Origin of the sequence: Acidaminobacter sp. JC074, from assembly GCF_022496765.1 — a bacterium.
Taxonomy (GTDB): domain Bacteria; phylum Bacillota; class Clostridia; order Peptostreptococcales; family Acidaminobacteraceae; genus JABXKX01.
In genome coordinates, this window is the sequence record NZ_VANV01000009.1 from 257126 (window position 1) to 274692 (window position 17567).

Annotated in this window: 17 protein-coding genes; 1 reads left to right on the forward strand and 16 read right to left on the reverse strand. The window is 36.4% G+C overall.

The annotated features are described in order from the left end of the window. Window positions 1-54: 54 nt before the first annotated feature. A complete protein-coding gene (locus tag EZV73_RS11680; RefSeq protein WP_240840497.1) occupies window positions 55-1611 on the forward strand; it encodes an ABC-F family ATP-binding cassette domain-containing protein in 1557 nt (518 codons plus the stop codon). 19 nt (window positions 1612-1630) lie between these two features. Here EZV73_RS11680 and EZV73_RS11685 read toward each other — a convergent pair whose 3' ends face one another. The 16 genes from EZV73_RS11685 to EZV73_RS11760 form a co-directional block, all read right to left on the reverse strand. After that, complete coding sequence (locus EZV73_RS11685; protein WP_305037113.1) at window positions 1631-1864, reverse strand: SelT/SelW/SelH family (seleno)protein; 234 nt, start codon at window positions 1862-1864, stop codon at window positions 1631-1633. Next, on the reverse strand, window positions 1861-3588 hold the full coding sequence (ade, locus tag EZV73_RS11690; protein ID WP_240840498.1) for an adenine deaminase: 1728 nt from the start codon (window positions 3586-3588) through the stop codon (window positions 1861-1863). The genes EZV73_RS11685 and ade overlap by 4 nt, the downstream gene beginning before the upstream one ends. After that, the gene (locus EZV73_RS11695; protein WP_240840499.1) at window positions 3575-4414 is read right to left on the reverse strand and encodes an FAD binding domain-containing protein; all 840 of its coding nucleotides are present in this window, start codon (window positions 4412-4414) and stop codon (window positions 3575-3577) included. The genes ade and EZV73_RS11695 overlap by 14 nt, the downstream gene beginning before the upstream one ends. A gap of 61 nt (window positions 4415-4475) precedes the next feature. Beyond that, complete coding sequence (nadE, locus tag EZV73_RS11700; protein ID WP_240840500.1) at window positions 4476-5213, reverse strand: NAD(+) synthase; 738 nt, start codon at window positions 5211-5213, stop codon at window positions 4476-4478. Between the two features lie 2 nt (window positions 5214-5215). Then, on the reverse strand, window positions 5216-5866 hold the full coding sequence (locus tag EZV73_RS11705) for a YigZ family protein (RefSeq protein WP_240840501.1): 651 nt from the start codon (window positions 5864-5866) through the stop codon (window positions 5216-5218). A gap of 7 nt (window positions 5867-5873) precedes the next feature. Further along, window positions 5874-6257, reverse strand: coding sequence for a VOC family protein (locus EZV73_RS11710; protein WP_240840502.1), 384 nt, complete (start codon window positions 6255-6257; stop codon window positions 5874-5876). Between the two features lie 74 nt (window positions 6258-6331). After that, a complete protein-coding gene (locus EZV73_RS11715; RefSeq protein ID WP_240840503.1) occupies window positions 6332-7603 on the reverse strand; it encodes a serine dehydratase subunit alpha family protein in 1272 nt (423 codons plus the stop codon). A 134-nt stretch (window positions 7604-7737) separates the two neighbouring features. Next, window positions 7738-9462: a sigma-54-dependent Fis family transcriptional regulator gene (locus tag EZV73_RS11720; RefSeq protein ID WP_240840504.1), complete on the reverse strand. Its 1725-nt coding sequence runs from the start codon at window positions 9460-9462 to the stop codon at window positions 7738-7740. Continuing rightward, window positions 9459-10229 (reverse strand): HAD family hydrolase, encoded by a 771-nt coding sequence (locus EZV73_RS11725; RefSeq protein ID WP_240840505.1) that lies wholly within the window; start codon window positions 10227-10229, stop codon window positions 9459-9461. Before EZV73_RS11725 ends, EZV73_RS11720 begins: the two co-directional genes overlap by 4 nt. Window positions 10230-10268: 39 nt before the next feature. Next, the gene (locus tag EZV73_RS11730; protein ID WP_240840506.1) at window positions 10269-11168 is read right to left on the reverse strand and encodes an NAD(P)-dependent oxidoreductase; all 900 of its coding nucleotides are present in this window, start codon (window positions 11166-11168) and stop codon (window positions 10269-10271) included. 13 nt (window positions 11169-11181) lie between these two features. After that, window positions 11182-12198, reverse strand: coding sequence for a hypothetical protein (locus EZV73_RS11735; protein WP_240840507.1), 1017 nt, complete (start codon window positions 12196-12198; stop codon window positions 11182-11184). After that, window positions 12198-12368: a hypothetical protein gene (locus EZV73_RS11740; protein ID WP_240840508.1), complete on the reverse strand. Its 171-nt coding sequence runs from the start codon at window positions 12366-12368 to the stop codon at window positions 12198-12200. Before EZV73_RS11740 ends, EZV73_RS11735 begins: the two co-directional genes overlap by 1 nt. A 122-nt stretch (window positions 12369-12490) precedes the next feature. Further along, window positions 12491-13543: an ornithine racemase Orr gene (gene orr / locus EZV73_RS11745; RefSeq protein WP_240840509.1), complete on the reverse strand. Its 1053-nt coding sequence runs from the start codon at window positions 13541-13543 to the stop codon at window positions 12491-12493. After that, window positions 13544-14920 (reverse strand): GlmL-related ornithine degradation protein, encoded by a 1377-nt coding sequence (locus tag EZV73_RS11750; protein WP_240840510.1) that lies wholly within the window; start codon window positions 14918-14920, stop codon window positions 13544-13546. A gap of 56 nt (window positions 14921-14976) precedes the next feature. Continuing rightward, complete coding sequence (gene oraE / locus EZV73_RS11755) at window positions 14977-17178, reverse strand: D-ornithine 4,5-aminomutase subunit OraE (RefSeq protein ID WP_240840511.1); 2202 nt, start codon at window positions 17176-17178, stop codon at window positions 14977-14979. Beyond that, the gene (locus EZV73_RS11760) at window positions 17178-17555 is read right to left on the reverse strand and encodes an ornithine aminomutase subunit alpha (protein WP_240840512.1); all 378 of its coding nucleotides are present in this window, start codon (window positions 17553-17555) and stop codon (window positions 17178-17180) included. The genes oraE and EZV73_RS11760 overlap by 1 nt, the downstream gene beginning before the upstream one ends. Window positions 17556-17567: the final 12 nt, after the last annotated feature.

Below are 17567 nucleotides of genomic sequence, written 5' to 3' on the forward strand. Positions count from 1 at the left end.
TGATAGACTATTATATAATCAAAAGTGGTTTGTATTTAGAAAAGGAAAATAATAATGAGTATATTAACAGTTAAGAATTTAAGTCACGGTTTCGGTGACAGAGCCATCTTCAATGATGTCTCATTTAGACTTTTAAAAGGTGAACATATCGGTCTTATCGGTGCTAATGGTGAAGGTAAATCTACATTTATGAACATCATCACAGATACATTAATGCCAGATGAAGGTACTGTTACTTGGTCTAAAAATGTCCGTGTTGGTTATTTGGACCAGCATACATCTTTAGATGCAAGTATGACCATAAGAGATGTTTTAAAAACTGCTTTTCAATACCTATTTGACTTAGAAGCAGAAACACACAGAATTTATGAAAAAATGGGTGAAGTGTCTCCAGAAGAGCTGGATGAATTAATGGAGGAAGTTGGTAATATTCAGGACATCCTTACCAATAACGATTTTTATATCATTGATTCAAAAGTTGAAGAAATTGCAAAAGGTCTTGGCCTTACAGATGTAGGATTAGACAAGTCCGTACATGACTTATCTGGTGGCCAAAGAACCAAAGTACTTCTGGCAAAACTTCTACTAGAAAAGCCTGATATCCTATTACTGGATGAGCCGACTAACTACTTAGATGAAGTACATATTGTATGGCTAAAAAGATATCTACAAAATTATGAAAATGCATTTATCTTGATTTCACACGATATTCCATTCTTAAATGAAGTCATTAACTTGGTCTATCATATGGAAAACCAAGAGCTTAATAGATACGTTGGTAATTACGATGACTTCATGGAAGTTTATGAAATGAAGAAGTCTCAATTAGAAGCTGCTTATAAGAGACAGCAACAAGAAATCAACAAACTTGAAGACTTTGTTGCTAGAAATAAGGCAAGAGTTGCAACAAGAAATATGGCCATGTCACGTCAAAAGAAGCTTGATAAAATGGACAGAATTGAACTTGCAAGAGAAAAGCCAAAACCAGAGTTTCACTTTAAATATGGTAAAACACCGGGCAAGTTAATCTTTGAAGCAAAAGATTTAGTCATTGGTTATACAGAGCCTTTATCAAAGCCACTTAACTTACTTATGGAGCGTGGTCAAAAGGTTGCTATTACAGGTGCTAATGGTGTTGGTAAAACAACTTTATTGAGATCTTTAATAGGTGAGTTAAAAGGACTAGAAGGATCTGTTGAAAGAGGTCTTAAACTAGATATTGGTTACTTTGAACAGGAAATTAAAGAAGCCAACTACAATACTTGTATTGAAGAAGTCTGGGCTGAGTTTCCTTCATTTACACAATTTGAAGTCCGTGCAGCACTTGCTAAGTGTGGTTTAACAACTAAGCATATTGAATCAAAAGTAGTTGTATTATCAGGTGGTGAACAAGCCAAGGTTAGACTTTGTAAACTGATTAACTCTGAAACAAATGTCCTTGTTCTCGATGAGCCAACCAATCACTTAGACCAAGATGCTAAAGATGAATTAAAAAGAGCCTTAAAAGAATACCGTGGCTCAGTTTTACTCATCAGTCATGAACCTGACTTTTATAAAGACATCGTAACAGATGTTTGGAATCTAGAAGAATGGACAACTAAAATATTCTAAAAAAATCTAGCCAATTCGGCTAGATTTTATTTGTTAGTTCTTTAATTTCTTCAGGTGTTGGAAAACGCCCTACTTCTTTTTTCGAAAAAATCAACTCACCATCTAAAACCACTTCAAATACACCACCAGATGATGGTATAATTTTCAGTTCAGCAATTGCGTTTTTCTTGTTTTCTAAAAATACACTTGCAAGGCTAACTGCCTTTGGCGTGTAACCTCACGATGTACAATATTCAATACTTACCTTTTTCATTCTTTCACCTCTATTTCCATAAAATCAAACTTCACTACATCAAACAGACCCTTGTCTGTCAATTTCAAATCAGGTATAACTGGTAGAGCCAAGAAACTAAGTGTCATAAATGGATCAATCTTGTCATTTACACCAAGCTTATCATGGGCTATCTGTAACAATTCCTTTAATCTTTCAGCAACAAACTCCATAGGCCTATCTGACATCAAACCTGCAATCCTAAGTTGTAGTGAGTTGACCTCACCATCTGAAACTACTGCTATACCGCCTTCAAGTTTCTCAACTTCTTGAATCGCCTTTAACATATCTTCATCATTGTCACCTATAACAATCAAGTTATGAGAATCATGACCGATTGTAGTAGCTATTGCACCACCAGACAGTTTGAAGTTTTCTACAAGACCAAGACCAATGTTTCCAGTAGCATTATGTCTTTCAATAACAGCAAGTTTTACAATATCAATATACTTGTGTTTAACGAAATAACCATCTTCCAAATGAACTTTTCTGATATTTTTCTCAGTCACAAGACTGAATGGCAATACGCTGATGACATTAACAATATCAGAGTCCAACTTGATTTTTAGATCCTCTTCTTGAACAGGCTTTAACTTAACGGTTTCTACTACGTCAGAAGTGTCAGTCTCCTCTACTTCAAACAAAGCCTTGTTGTTTTCAGCCACCTTGACACCATTTTTATAGACCTGTTCTATGTTAAATGTCTTTAAGTCATCAATGACAATCAGGTCTGCATCATAGCCAGGTGCAATTGCACCAATATCTCTTAGATAATAACATTCTGCAGTATTGATAGTAGCCATCTGAACAGCTGTAATAGGGTCAATACCAAGTTCTATGGCCTTTCTGATAGAAAAGTCAACATGGCCTTCTTTTAAAATGTCCTCAGGACTCTTATCGTCTGTACATAAGGTACACCTTCTAGAGTTACTCTGAGTAACACCTTGAACTAAAGTTTTTAGATCACGCGCGGCAGACCCTTCACGAATAGCGATATACATGCCACGATCAAGTCTTTCTTTCATTTCATCTAAATTAGAACATTCATGATCTGTTTTAACGCCACCTATCATATAGGCATTTAATGACTTGCCTTTAATCATAGGGCCATGACCATCAATGATTTTCTTTTGTGCAATCATCATTTTGTCAATGATGTCCTCACGTCCACTTATCACACCTGGGAAGTCCATTAACTCGCCAAGGCCAAGGACGTTGGTTCTATCCATTAAAGTATCTAGATCTTCTGCTAGAAGTTTGGCACCTGATGTTTCAAATGGTGTAGCCGGTACACACGATGGCAACATGAAAAATGCATTAAGTGGTGTTTTTTCCACTGACTTCATCATAAATTCAATGCCTTTTAAGCCACATACATTGGCTATTTCATGAGGATCTGCCACTATGGTTGTTGTTCCTCTTGGAATAACGACACGTGCCATTTGAGCAGGCGTAACCATTGCAGACTCAAGATGTTCATGACTGTCAATCAAGCCTGGTGCTACATATTTTCCTTTCATATCAACTTCTTCTAAACCTTGATAATCACCGATACCAATGATTTTACCTGAGTCAATGGCAATATGTCCTTCATTGACCTCATGAGAAAAAACGTTGATAATCTTACAGTTTTTAAGAACAAGCTGAACCTTGTCTCTCCCTGCTGCCAAATCAATCCGGCGTTTAACTCTATCACGACTTGTCATGATAACTCCTTTCTGAAAATTTATAGACGATTTCCCATAGTACTTCTTCAAATATATTTTCCATATCCTTGGCGCCTATATTTGCAAGTCTATGGCTACTGTTGTAATTATGAAACACTTTTCTTAACTCATTTTTTAAATACTCATCTAAGTCGACAGGATGTCCAATCATGATATCTTCTAAATCCAGACTCCTGATAATTCTTGTAGACGGCAGTTGAATGGCTATCTTATAATCCTTGTAGTAACCGTTTTCAACGACTGCACCGACAAAGTATGAAAACTCTAATCTTCCACCTTCAATTTCACACGTTACTCTGTCGTAATCCATATGGGTAAAATCACCATGCTTCAATCTGAGTTCATAAGGAATTTCATTGTACCTAAAATTGACCTTATCAGGTGACAGATGATAAGATTTCATTTCTAGTAGACGTTCTTTCATGTAACCTTTTACAAGAAAAGATGCATCTACTGCTACAAGATATGGCATAAGATAATCATCATATTGAAGATTAATAACATGACAACCCAATGTTTGAGAGTGATAGGTTGCCTGATCTACTGAGTGTTTAAGAATTTTTTTAAAACATTCTGGCAGATTACTTGAATAGATATCCTCAAGGTTAGTAAAGGCTCTAATCTTGTAATGGCCGTCATAGGATATACCTTTTAACTCCTCCAAATGAGATATCAACATTTTGGGACGCAAAAGATCCCCTAACATTTCATTATTGTACCCTTCTTCATCCACAAGTAGCCAGTTTTCAATCGGTAATCCCATCAAACACTCTTCAAAGTCCGCTGGTTTAAATCGTTTAATCATATTATCTCCCATATACCCAATAAGTCACCTTTAAACACAGAAAGGGAAACACAATGTTTCCCTAATCATTAAAAGGTCTTGGCATAGGCGGCATCACGCGTTTATGTTCTGTCACTCTATTCATTCTTTCAATTACAAGCTTGTCCTCATCTGATACAAAGTTTCCTTCAATATAAGCATCAATGGCATCATAAGTAACGCCCATTTCCTCTTCATCTGTCTGACCTTCCCATAGACCAGCTGAAGGCTTTCTATCAATAACCGATTGTGGGACTCCAAGATATTTTGCCCACTCGAATACTTCTCTTTTAGTCAGTCTTGCAAGTGGAAGAATGTCCACACCACCGTCGCCATACTTGGTGAAATAGCCAGTAAGAAGCTCTGCAGCATTGTCTGTACCTGCTACTAGATAACCCATATCGTTACCAACTGTATAAAGAGTAGACATTCTTAGACGCGCTCTTAAGTTGGCGTCTGTCAAACGGCGCTTTTGTCCTCTATCACCTAATGCATCATTAACCTTATTAAAGATGTTGTCATGAGCCTCAGTTAAATCTACCTCTATGTAATCAAGACCACATGCTTCAGCTACTGCAATACCATCTTCTTTATCTTTATCATTACTTTTACATGGTAAGATCACGCCTATAGAGTTTTCCGGAAAGGCTCTTTTAATCAAGCAAGCTACTACAGATGAATCAATACCGCCTGATAAACCTACCAATATACCATTTGTATGAGAAAGTTCTACTTGTTCTCTTAACCACGTTACAACATGTTCTACACGTTTTTCAATCATTTCTATTCTCCTTTTATCCAAACACCATCAGATATGGCTAGCATTTCTTCATCACCTAACACAATATCTGCCTGATCATTTGTCATATCAATTATTTTATTTTTAAAAGCTTCCACATCATCTATTGCAATATACAATAAAGTTTGAACACCATCTGTATAGATGGTATCTCTTAGCAAGAACTTTTCATTTTGACTTAGATAATTTTGAAACTTACCATGTAAGGTGTAATTCATACTTACAGATACTTCTTGATAGGCTATCATTTCAATGACTTTGGCCTCTTTTAAGGCTGACTTGGCAGACTGGCTATAAGCCCTTACAAGACCACCTGTACCTAATTTTACACCACCAAAATATCTAGTCACAACAATGACAACATTGGTAATACCTTCATTCTTAAGAATATTAAGAATGGGAACACCTGCTGTGCCTGATGGTTCACCATCATCACTGTACTTTTGCACTTGAAATCTATCCCCAAGAACATAAACCGGTACATTATGATTGGCATCCCAGTGCTTTTTCTTTATCTCTTCAATAAAGGCTTGTGCTTCTTCAACAGTCTCAATAGGTTTTGCATAACCTATGAACTTTGATTTTTTTATAACATCAAGACTCTCAGCCTCTTGAAAAACAGTTTTAAAATTCATATTCCACCTAAAATAACTCTTTCAAATCGTCCTTTAAAAACTCCTGAACTTCAAAGTCATAGCCTTCAGGTCCCTTAAAGAAAAACGACCTTAAACCAATATCATCAAAGTACTTGATTTCAGATAAATCATCTACTTTTCCTACAAAATCATCATAATAGTCTTCTACATTATCAACCGTCAGACTGATAAGTGTCCCACCTTTTCTTTCTGAATCAATAGAACCTTCTGAAGCTTTTACAGCCCCTATAAATGACTTGCCTGTCGAACGAAACACTTTGGCCCAACCTGGATCAAATACTGGTTCAAGTGATAAGACCTTCTCTAAAAACTGACAACCTTTTTCATAATCCTTAAAATATAAGAATGTTATTTGTGATGATATATTCATGGCTACCCCCTTTTCATATTTTACAATAAAAACGACATAAAAAAAAGGTTTGATGTTAGTCAAACCTTTTCCTATTATTGCATTTCTCTCATTATGCTTAAAATCGTTGAATCTGTCAGCTTCATGCCCTGTGCACTTAGGACACCTAAGTTTTTAATACTTTCCTCTACAGAGCCACCAACAATACCATCTTTAGGTGAAGAAATAGTTCCGTTTAAAGACCATATTGCAGCCTTAACACCTGTAGATGCAGCCGTTGCAAGCTTCAAAGCACATGAGTTTTTAGCACCATCACAAATCATTCCCGATAAGTTTGCAATCATATTTTGAATGGTACCAGCTATCTCTTGTCTTGAACCACCCAGTAACCAAGTAATAGCAGCACCTGATCCCGTTGCAGCAGAAATACCACAAGAGCATAAAGCCGATAATCTGCCTATTTCAGATTTGATGTAACAGTTTAATAAATGACTCATTGCAAGTGCCTTTGCCATTTTTTCATCACTCGTATCATACTGATCTCTAAAAGCGAGCAGTGGCAGTATAGCAGTTAAACCATTGTTACCACTACCATTAGACGACATAACAGGTAAAGAGATACCTGACATTCTTGCATCTGATGCAGCTGCAGTGTAGTACATAGCCTTGTTGGCTAAATCATCACCTAGTAAACCGTCATTAATGGCTTTTTTAGAATTAAAGCCAACACCTAAACCAAGTGGTTGCTCTAAACCTACTGCAGATATTGTAGCGTTCATCTTAAGACCATCCAATAAGAAGCCAATCTCATCAAGCGTCGCATGTTCTGCTTCATCTAGTAACTCATTTACAGTAAATGTTCTGATATCAAAATCGCAAGAACATCCAATGTAAGGATCATCTAATAAGACATGCTCATTATGTTTGATGTAAGAAAAATGATTATGTAGGCCTGATAAAACCAACTCTGTCTTCCCCATAGCAGATTCAATTTCTACAGATACATATACTTTCTCGTCTGTATCAGCAATGCCAACTTCCATCTTTCCAGATTTCATCAAGTCTTTTGCATCTTTGATTTTTGCAATTTCAATGGTCTCATAGATCTTTAAACCAAGTTCTGCATCACCTGAAACAGCACCGATTGCACTGGCCATTGCAATACCAACCTCATCAGTTTTAGGAATACCTACCGACAGGCCATTTTTAAATATATTAGGACTTACGTCTACTTTAATTTTGTCAATTGATGTATGCTGACCTGCTTGTCTTGCCTTAGCTACTGCTAAAGTAACTGCAACTGGTTCTGTACATCCCATAGCTGGTTTTACTTCTCTTTTTAATAAATCTATCAATTCAATTCTCATAATTTATCCCTCCGCCTTTATATTACGCAAAGTGCGTGCCAACTTATAGATGACTTATCGAGGGTGTTTAGTCTCATTTTGAGATTGATCGCAAAAATTAATAGTCTCACATTGAGACTATTCTCAATATGAGACTACAAATCGTAATACTTAATTTTTCTATACAGGGTAGCTCTTGAAATACCTAAAGCCTGTAAAGCTTCCTGGATACCAGTCTTATCTCGACCAAACTGTTCAAGTGCTCTTTCTATTTCTTGTTTTTCTAAGTCTTCTAAATTTCTTACATGACACTGACATGATACCTTAGCAGAATAAGATTTTAGTTTTTCAGGTAAATCCTTAAATGTAATCATATCAGAAGTTGCCATATTAACAGCATACTCTATGGTGTTTTCCATTTCACGAATGTTACCCTTCCAGTCATGAGCTTCAAAGAAAAGTATCACTTCCTCAGAAAAACCTAGAATATTCTTTTCAAGCTTTTGACTGTAGCGCTTTAAAAAGAAGTCCGATAGTTCATTTAAGTCATCTAAGCGCTCACGTAAAGGTAACAACATAATTGGAATGACGTTTAAACGGTAATACAAGTCAGACCTAAACATTTTTGCTTCAATGAGTTCATCAAGATTTTGATGGGTTGCAGCAATAACCCTTACATCTATAGGAATAACACCCTTACCACCGACTCTTTCAACTTCCCGTTCCTGCAAGACCCTTAAAAGCTTGGTCTGCAAGTGAATGGGCATATCGCCAATTTCATCTAAAAATATTGTACCACCATCTGCAAGTTCAAACTTACCAGGCTTGCCACCCTTTAAGGCACCTGTAAAAGCACCATCTGCATAACCAAACAGTTCACTTTCAATCAAACTCTCAGGTATAGCTGCACAATTGATGGCTACAAAAGGTTGATTTTTTCTTTTAGATTCATCGTGTATAGCCCTTGCAAAAAGTTCTTTACCGGTGCCTGATTCACCTTGTATCAAGACTGTAGAATCTGACTTAGAAGATAACTTGGCCTTATTGATGACTTCAGTTATTTGAGGACCAGAACCTATGATATGATCAAAACTGATGGCATGTTTCATGTTGACTAGATCATTCATCTCATGGATCAAATCCATTTCCTTTTTAAAGGTTACAACGGTCTGTTCAAGTTTGCCATCAATAATAATAGGTCTTGTTTGGTAAATGAGTCTCTCTTCCCTGCCATTTAAAGTACAAGTAATATGATCACTTACTGTCTGTTTAGAAGTCGCAGAAAAAGGCAAATCACAAGACTTACTCTCTATATTTAAGAGTTCCTTTGCAACTTGATTGTACCTAACTATTTTTCCATTTGTATCTATTGAAACCACAGCTGTGTCTATGTAGTTAAATAAAACCTCAATCTCCTTTGATTGAGTTAACATGATTTCCTGCTGACGGTTTTCTAAAAGCTTCGACGAAATCAATTTAGCCATTTGCTTTAAAAAGTTTAGAAGGTTTAACTTATTGTTAAGCACTTCATCTCTTTGAAACTCATCAAATGCAACAAGTCCAATAATGCCAACGACCTGATCTTCTAAGAATATAGGACAACAAACCTCAGCATACTCTCTACACTCTACTCTATTCTCGCAATCAAAACAGACTTCTTCTTCACGTGGTGATTCCACAATGTACTCATGCCCATTATGAAGGGCTTTATAAAAAACAGAGTTCTTGGCAACACGTTTACCAATTTGGTCGGTATATATCCCTGTCGCCGCAATTCTGTTGTAATCTCTGTCAATAACCGTTACGTCTACTTGAATCACAGAATGAATAGCCGATATAACACCTTCAATGGTTTCTTTTATACGAATCATTTCACTCATGACAACTTCCTTATTATATCTTCTAAACAGGCCGCTACGCCGTCCTCTACATTACTTAGTGTTATATGGTCAGCAACCTCTTTTAACTTTGTGTGACCATTTTCCATGGCAACACCTAAGCCAACACCTTTTAGTATTTCAAGATCATTCAAATCATCTCCAAAGGCGATTATTTCTTTTATACAAATAGCCTCTTTATCAGCCACCCATTTAATGGCGTCATACTTAGAGACACCCATAGGCATAATTTCTATGAGTCTGCCATGATCGGTTTGAATCATATTACATAAGTGACCAAATTGCTTTTGCAGTTTATCATAATCCAATGACTCTTGATTCATAATAAGAATCTTACAGACTTTTTTATAATCAATGTTTTCAATAGGCTCATAGTCTATTTTAGGCCACAAGTCCCTTAAATTGAAATTACAATATATCTTATCATTCGATTCAATAGATACCTTGATAGACACGTCCATAGTCTCAACCATTTGGATAATCTCTTTTACAAGTTTATCATCCATGTTAATTTCATGGATGATAGATTGATTATAAAAGATCATGGCTCCATTGTAACAGATGCAGTAACCACCTAATAAGTCTTCAGGCACCCTACCAAAAGTAAACCTAGGTGGTCTGCCTGTGGCCACAACTGTTTCTATATTATTTTGATGACAAGACTTAATAGCCGTCATATTTCTTTTGCTGACTTGGTCTTGATCGTTAAACAAAGTACCATCTAAATCTAAGGATATTAATTTATACATAGAGCCTCCTATAGCCCATTTTACATGATTTCATGCATACTAACAATTGTCTTTTGCGTAATCGAAAATCTTCTTAAATATATCATCGTAGTAATCGTTTTTAAATCCTTCTGCATGACACGATGCATGAGGAGACATAATAAGGTTAGAGTATTTTGATAAATCGTATTTAGATGGAAACTGACTGCCATCTGAGGGATACTGATACCATACATCTATTCCAGCGCCATAAAGTAGACCTTGATCAAGCCCCCTATAAAGCACTTCTTCTTCTAAAACCTCACCTCTAGATACATTGATGATGACCTTGCCTTCTAGGTAAGGCAAATGAGACATGTTTATCATACGCTCTGTTTCATCCGTCAAAGGACATGTTAAGTAGATTATGTCAGATTTTTTGATCAAGGCATCAACTGACTCAACGTAGACATCCGCTAATCCCTTATCAAGGTCTCTTTCTAGATTGATAATTTCACAATTAAAAGGTTTTAGATAATTCAGTAAATCCTTGGCGATATGGCCCATGCCAATGATGCCACATGATTTATTCTGGAGCGACTGCCAAAACTCTTTTCCCCAGTTTTCTCTTGTCAGCCAACGCCCTTCATATCTTAAAGCATGGTCATAAGTCACCAATTTGCCTAGTAGAGACAGAGTCATAGAAAAGGCTCTTTCTGCAACCAACTTTGACTTCGCATGAGTATTAAAAACTACTATGTTTTTTTCTTCTAGATCATTTAGAGGAAATCTATTTTTACCTGTAAAGGGTATAAAAACCGCTTTAATCTTAGAATGATAATAATCATCTGACCATCTAGTAATCAAAAACAGTTCTGCATCCTCATATACATCAACAATTTCTAAATAACTAGGCAGCGTTTTTCTTAACCTTTCTTCTTGAAAATCGTTGGACCTACCTATGCTGACAAATAAATTCATTGAAACCTCCACTCTAGCTATTCTTATAAATATTATAGCCGTATATCACCGGAACCACAATGAAGATTATAATGTATCCAAACCAAACAAAAAAAGGACCAAAAGGATAGCCAAATATATCGATGTTTGTCTTAAACCAAATAAAACAACACACAAGATAAATTAATTCTCTGTACTTATATCGATTCGATTCCTTCACCAACCGGTAAGATTGAAACAATGCAAATAATAAAATGATTATTATGAAATTCTGAAGAATAGAACTATTGGTGTAGAAGTATCTATCATGCATGTGAGATACATGCAAGATCCATTCATGATCTGGTATTTGGTCTAAACGAGAACTATATATCCCCTCTTCATTTTTCTTCATCTTGATATTGCTTTTAAATGATAGGTCTTTAGGAGCATCTATTTCTAAATTAACAATTGCATCCCCCTGCCAATAATTTGCAGGTGTCAAGTAATATTCAAAATCATACACACCATTGATATTTGAAGCTGATCTGTTAAAACCAGAAGATGGTACATAGTTGATGACAAGTGTTTTTTCTTCGCCAGCATCAAAACTTAGGGGAATCTTAGCAGTATCAAATCTCATGTCTCTAGTCTGATAATCTTGAAGACCAAGTGGTGCCCAATCAATATTTTCAGGTAAAGGTTCTGTGAAGATAGCCTTTGTGATATCTTCTTCCTCAAAGTAGATATGTCCTGTTTCAATCACAGGCAAGACAAAGTACATGACAGTATCTTCAGCATCACCTGTACATTTCATTTTATACGTCACTGTTACTTCTGCCACTAGATTATCATCAAAATAACTATTGATACCAAACATATAGCTTGAGTATTCTGTAGGTTTGCTTGATAACTTATATCTTACTGTTTCTTCTGTAAGACTGATGCCTGAGTTTTCATCAATTTTTAGAAGGCCACTACCACTGCCTTCTTCGTAAGTTGGCAAACCATTTGCAAAAACTGGCGATATTGTCAACACTAACATAAGTATGATTAGGCTAAATCTCTTCATCACTCAACCTTCTTCTTCTTAAAATATGCAGAAAGGAATTCAACTACTTTCATCACTAACTTACCAAAACCTAACTTAGAACCTATAAATTCTGCCAATAAACGCCATAAATAAATTTGAATCACCATAATCAAAATTGCTGCTACAAACATGAGTATATCTCTTATCAAAATAGTTTCCTCCTATAATCTACCAATATCATAGTACATAATAGCTTCAGGAACAAGTAAGCAAACATAAGCTTAATGAAACCTAAAGAAAAGCCCTTATACAATTGTATAAGAGCCATTTATTACTTGTATTCTTTACCGATATACTCCGATGTAAACAGAGATAATATTGAGCCGTATTCTAATTTGAACTGGACAATATCTCCTACTTTGTAACCGCAACCAGTTACATCCCACATCATATGATCTGAAGATGATCCAAATAACTCAATTCTTTCATCAAGTGGAATCAATGTTGTTGGATCAACATCTTGTCTACCTGCAGCCATAATAGCACGCATTCTTTTGCCTTTATCCACAAAAGATGGTTTGTTACCGAATGCGTCCATGCCAATTTCTCCTGTTGGTACAGTATCTTTTTCTTTAAGCTCAATAATTTCAGCTTCAAAGATAAATGCATCATCATGCATGCCTTCTACAAGCTCACCATATGCTGTTTCACGACCCAGAACCAGGATTTCACCCATTCTTAAGTTTGTGATCCCTTGAGGTAATCTTCCTTGAGGAAGTAGATAGAAACTAGATGAATTACCACCAGATACAATTTCTAAATGATGATTATATTGATCTTTTACATGCTTTGCAAAATCAGCTAATTGACCTAGGTTGTCTTCATTTGGTACAACACCACCATAACATGTTAAGTTTACACCAATACCATGTAACATGATGTTGTCCATCTTTAAGATAGCCTGAACAGTTTCATCAAATTGAGCTGGTAAAATACCTTCTCTTAAGTCACCTAAATCAATCATTAAAATGATTCTGTGGATTTTCTTTTTTGCCATAGCAGCAATATTTAAAGCTTCAATGGTTTTTAGCTCTGAATTTAAACTGATATCAGCATACTGAACCACGTCATCTACTTGACTGATCATAGGTAGTCTCAATAAAACCTTTGGTAAGTCAAAGTCCTTAAGCTTTACCAAGTTTTCAATTCTTGAATCAGCAAAGTACTTGATGCCACCCTTCATTTCTGCTTCAGCTATTTCTTTAGCACCACAAAAAACTTTTGTAACACCCATTATTTCAACACCTTTTTCTGCACATGCTTGTGCAACAATCTTAGTGTTTTCTTCAACTTTCTTTAAATCTACAAGAACTTTTGGATACATTTAATCCTCCAATATTTCTAAACTCTTCTTAAGTAAATAAAGAGCAGCTTCATCATTTTCTTTTGACAAGACACCTAATGATGCCATGATATAATCATTGTCTATTAGAATCTCCGCTTCCGGTGTTGGCAGAAGCTTGGTACCATTGTTACAAAGTGCCACACGCTTAAGAAGCTCCATTCTATTAGGTAGTCTTGTTAAAGCACCACCCGTACCAATGATGTATTTTACATCCGTTAAGTCTTTGCCTTCAGCATAAGTCTTTTTACCACCGCCTGCAAACAAGTCTCTATAACCCCCTGCATGACGCTTTGAAGATACTTCTACAGCCTCTTTTGTCAGTCTTTCAACAAACTTAAACTGACATTCAGATTTAGGAATCGGTAAATGACCATCAATCAACTCATTAAGTTGAACCTCAGTTTTAGATAGGTCTTTAGCTAAGTTTTCAAGCGTGATCATCTCAACAATGTTTTTCATGTTGACATAAACACCTAAATCGCCTTCAACAGTTCTTTTGGCAACCGGTTCAGGTGCTAATAAATGATTTGATATTTCTTCATTACCTTCTGTAACAGAATGAATATCTGTTGTTGCACCACCAACATCTAGAGTCATTAAATCACCAATATGGTCTTTTAACAATTTAGAAGCTTCCATCACAGCACCAGGTGTTGGTATAATTGGCCCTGTTACCATTTCTCTTACTCTAGACATCCCAGGTGCATGAACAATATGCTCTTCAAATACATCTTGAATAACTTTTCTAGCAGGCTCAACATTTAGCATATCTATTTTTGGATACACATTATCAACAATATAAAGTAAATCCAGCTTGTCATTTTCTTCGAATATCAACTTGATTTCATCGTGATTTTCGATGTTACCAGCATAAATAACCGGTACTCTTATATCCATTGCAGCAATCTTTTCTGCATTATCAAGCGCCGTATCTCTTTCACCATAATCCACACCACCTGCAAGCAAGATGATATTAGGATTTATGCTTTCAATTTTTTTCATATCTGTACGTCTAAGTTTACCTGCCGTAATCATGTGGATGTTGGCACCAGCACCTAAAGCAGCTTCTTTGGCAGCTTTTGCTGTCATATCATAAACCAAACCATGTACAGTCATCTTTAATCCACCAGCAGCAGAACTTGTAGCAAGCATCAAGTCATAGACAACTTCATCTGCACCTAAAGACTCTTTTAGTGAATCAACCGCATTTTGTAAACCAATATTAACATCACCTTCTAGAACTGTTGTCGGCGCTTGACCTTGACCAACAAATTCAGGTGCTGAAGATAGGTTTCTAAATGCATTTACAACAGTTGTTGTACTGCCTATTTCAGCGACTAAAATATCAAATTTCATAGGCCCTCCTTTAAAAAAAGGTTCCTTACCCTAAGTAAGGAACCTAAAGTATACAATTAAGCTTCTTTTTGAGCTCTTCTCTTAACGAAGAATGAAGCAACAGCTTGACCACGATCTGATTTACCAAAACCTTGATCCATACCGTTTTCAACTGCAATTTCTGGTGTAACTTGAGTACCACCTGCACAGATGATTAACTTGTCTCTAACACCTTTTTCAATTGCATATTCATGAATTCTCTTCATGTTCTTGTAGTGAATATCATCATGAGAGATGATTGTTGATGCTAAGATACCATCTGCATTAAGCTCGATAGCAGCATCTACTAATTTCTCAACTGGACAAGAAGTTCCTAAGTACTCAACATCAATACCCCACTTCTCGATACCACCATGCTTGATATCAATTACTTCTCTAAGACCAACTGAATGCTCGTCTTCGCCAACTGTCGCAGCTACTAATAACATTGACTTATCTTCGATTGCTTCTCTGATTTCATCTTCTGTTAATACATCTGGAAGTGGTGGAATAACAAGGTCATTTAAGTCTATGTGGAAGTCCACTTTACCTTTAACTTGAATTCTTGAACCTTCGATTGGGTGAAGTACTTCTGCATGAATAACTTCAACGTCAGTTAAGTTCATTTTCTTAGCAAACTCAACACCAGCAAACTCAGCAGTTCTAGGATCAGTTGGAAGTACCATTTCAACAGTTACAGTACCATCAGCTAACCACTCAACTTCTGGCTTGATTAAGTTGGTGTTTCTGTATTCTTCTTTCTCGTCTAAACGCGTGTTAACATTATCAACTTCGTCTAACTCGTCGATGAATACAATCTTATCTGGATCTTCTAATGTACAACCGCCTATAGCGTCCGCAGGATTAGCTAAACCATATTGCTCGATATTGTTGTTACCATAGTGAGCAGTAACTGGAGCAAAGTAGTCAGCATCTCTTTCGAATACAGTACCAGCACCGATACCACCTTCGATTTGACGACCAATACCGTCACCATTTCTTTCTGGGTATTTACCAGAGTCAACGAAGAAACCTTTTTCAACAGCTTCGAAGTAACCGCCAACTTCTAATAACTCTTCTAAGTATAATACAGCTCTTTCTTGTAATTCTCTTACTTGCTCTGGTAAGAATCCTTCTTTTTTAAGCTCTACCATTTCAAGTAAACCATCTAAACCAACTAATGTTTGCTTAGCAGTATCACAAGCTTCGATGTTGAACATATGCCATGGTACGTTTCTACCTTCATCAGGTGTGATTGTAGATTGGATATCAGCAGATGTTAACTTAGAAAGCATCATGTTCATAACGTGAGTTACAGTCGCTTCTCTAGAAGATGAAGTGATGTACTTCGTGTTTTGTTGTGCTCTCATTCTGTACTCTGTAAAGAATTCTCTTAAAGCTACAGCGTATGGTAAGTCATACTTCGTACAAGGCATTGGTGCAGCAGTCGGAGGTACAGTTGAAAGACAGATGTTTTCTTTCTTCATACCAACCTTGTGTGAGAAGATAGAGTTAAGACCATGTTGAACGATAAGTTCAGGCATAACTTTCCATGCATCTCTAGCTGTTGCATTGGCATTATGTGCACCATCGATTTGTGCCATATCAGCCCATGCCATTACTTTTTTAGATTCAGCAGCATCAACGAATGATCTAACCATGTTGATGTTTCTGTATAATACGTTGTATTGTGGATCCTGGTGAGCACCGTTAACGCCTTCTTCAGCAAACATAACAGCGATATCTGGACCAGCAACACCAGATACATATGAATGGTAGTTAATTGGTCTACCTACTTCATCTTCAATGAAGTCACATGCTTTTCTGTGTGCTCTAACTTGCTTTCTTGATACTGGCACACCACCAATACCTTGAGGCGTACCTTCAATTAAGCCATCAAAGTGAGATTGACCAGCAGTTCTGATAACCATGATATGGTCAGCGCCATGCCAAGCAGCCATTCTCATTCTTCTAATATCATCCTCAAATCTACCAGATGCAATCTCAGTTGTGATTGTCTCTTGTGGTTGAGGGTCTAAGTTGTTAAAATATCTAGTTGCAGCAGAAATACCGATTGAGTTCTTTAAAGGCTCTGAACAGTCAGAGTAAGTATGCTCACCGATTTGTAAGTTTTCTACCTTAGTTCTCCAAGTCCAGCCACGTCTTTTAGGTCTGTAAGACTCAAGATCAGAAAGAATTTCTCTGATATCCATTTTTTCATTAATATCATACTTTTTCATTATTTCTGACCTCCTTTGAAGATAGCAACTGCATCATCCCAGTGCTTACCATCAAGCATTTCTAAACCAGCTTGACGAAGTGGAATATTCTTTTCTTTTGAAATTCTGTAGATGACATGTCCACAGCCTTTACCCATTAAACCTCTATCAATACAAGCTTCCACTAATGGCTTTGCTTCAATTGATGAGAAACCCATTCTTAATAATACCGAACGCTCAACCGCTGGTGAAGTATGAGTTTTTGCAAGATCTAATAATGGGTCAACAGCCTTCTCAGCTAACTCCCAAAATCTTTGCTTTAGTTCTTCATTAGATAGATTTTCTAAATGCTTTCTGCGCGCTTGATAATCATCTTCTCGCTTTAAATAACCTTTCATTTTCCCTCCTAA

What these genes read in the sequence shown, in the direction of transcription:
- EZV73_RS11680 (WP_240840497.1), top strand. Translation starts at nt 55, where the DNA reads ATGAGTATATTAACAGTTAAGAATTTAAGTCACGGTTTCGGTGACAGA.
- ade (WP_240840498.1), bottom strand. Translation starts at nt 3,588, where the DNA reads ATGACAAGTCGTGATAGAGTTAAACGCCGGATTGATTTGGCAGCAGGG.
- EZV73_RS11695 (WP_240840499.1), bottom strand. Translation starts at nt 4,414, where the DNA reads ATGATTAAACGATTTAAACCAGCGGACTTTGAAGAGTGTTTGATGGGA.
- nadE (WP_240840500.1), bottom strand. Translation starts at nt 5,213, where the DNA reads ATGATTGAAAAACGTGTAGAACATGTTGTAACGTGGTTAAGAGAACAA.
- EZV73_RS11705 (WP_240840501.1), bottom strand. Translation starts at nt 5,866, where the DNA reads ATGAATTTTAAAACTGTTTTTCAAGAGGCTGAGAGTCTTGATGTTATA.
- EZV73_RS11710 (WP_240840502.1), bottom strand. Translation starts at nt 6,257, where the DNA reads ATGAATATATCATCACAAATAACATTCTTATATTTTAAGGATTATGAA.
- EZV73_RS11715 (WP_240840503.1), bottom strand. Translation starts at nt 7,603, where the DNA reads ATGAGAATTGAATTGATAGATTTATTAAAAAGAGAAGTAAAACCAGCT.
- EZV73_RS11720 (WP_240840504.1), bottom strand. Translation starts at nt 9,462, where the DNA reads ATGAGTGAAATGATTCGTATAAAAGAAACCATTGAAGGTGTTATATCG.
- EZV73_RS11725 (WP_240840505.1), bottom strand. Translation starts at nt 10,229, where the DNA reads ATGTATAAATTAATATCCTTAGATTTAGATGGTACTTTGTTTAACGAT.
- EZV73_RS11730 (WP_240840506.1), bottom strand. Translation starts at nt 11,168, where the DNA reads ATGAATTTATTTGTCAGCATAGGTAGGTCCAACGATTTTCAAGAAGAA.
- EZV73_RS11735 (WP_240840507.1), bottom strand. Translation starts at nt 12,198, where the DNA reads ATGAAGAGATTTAGCCTAATCATACTTATGTTAGTGTTGACAATATCG.
- orr (WP_240840509.1), bottom strand. Translation starts at nt 13,543, where the DNA reads ATGTATCCAAAAGTTCTTGTAGATTTAAAGAAAGTTGAAGAAAACACT.
- EZV73_RS11750 (WP_240840510.1), bottom strand. Translation starts at nt 14,920, where the DNA reads ATGAAATTTGATATTTTAGTCGCTGAAATAGGCAGTACAACAACTGTT.
- oraE (WP_240840511.1), bottom strand. Translation starts at nt 17,178, where the DNA reads ATGAAAAAGTATGATATTAATGAAAAAATGGATATCAGAGAAATTCTT.
- EZV73_RS11760 (WP_240840512.1), bottom strand. Translation starts at nt 17,555, where the DNA reads ATGAAAGGTTATTTAAAGCGAGAAGATGATTATCAAGCGCGCAGAAAG.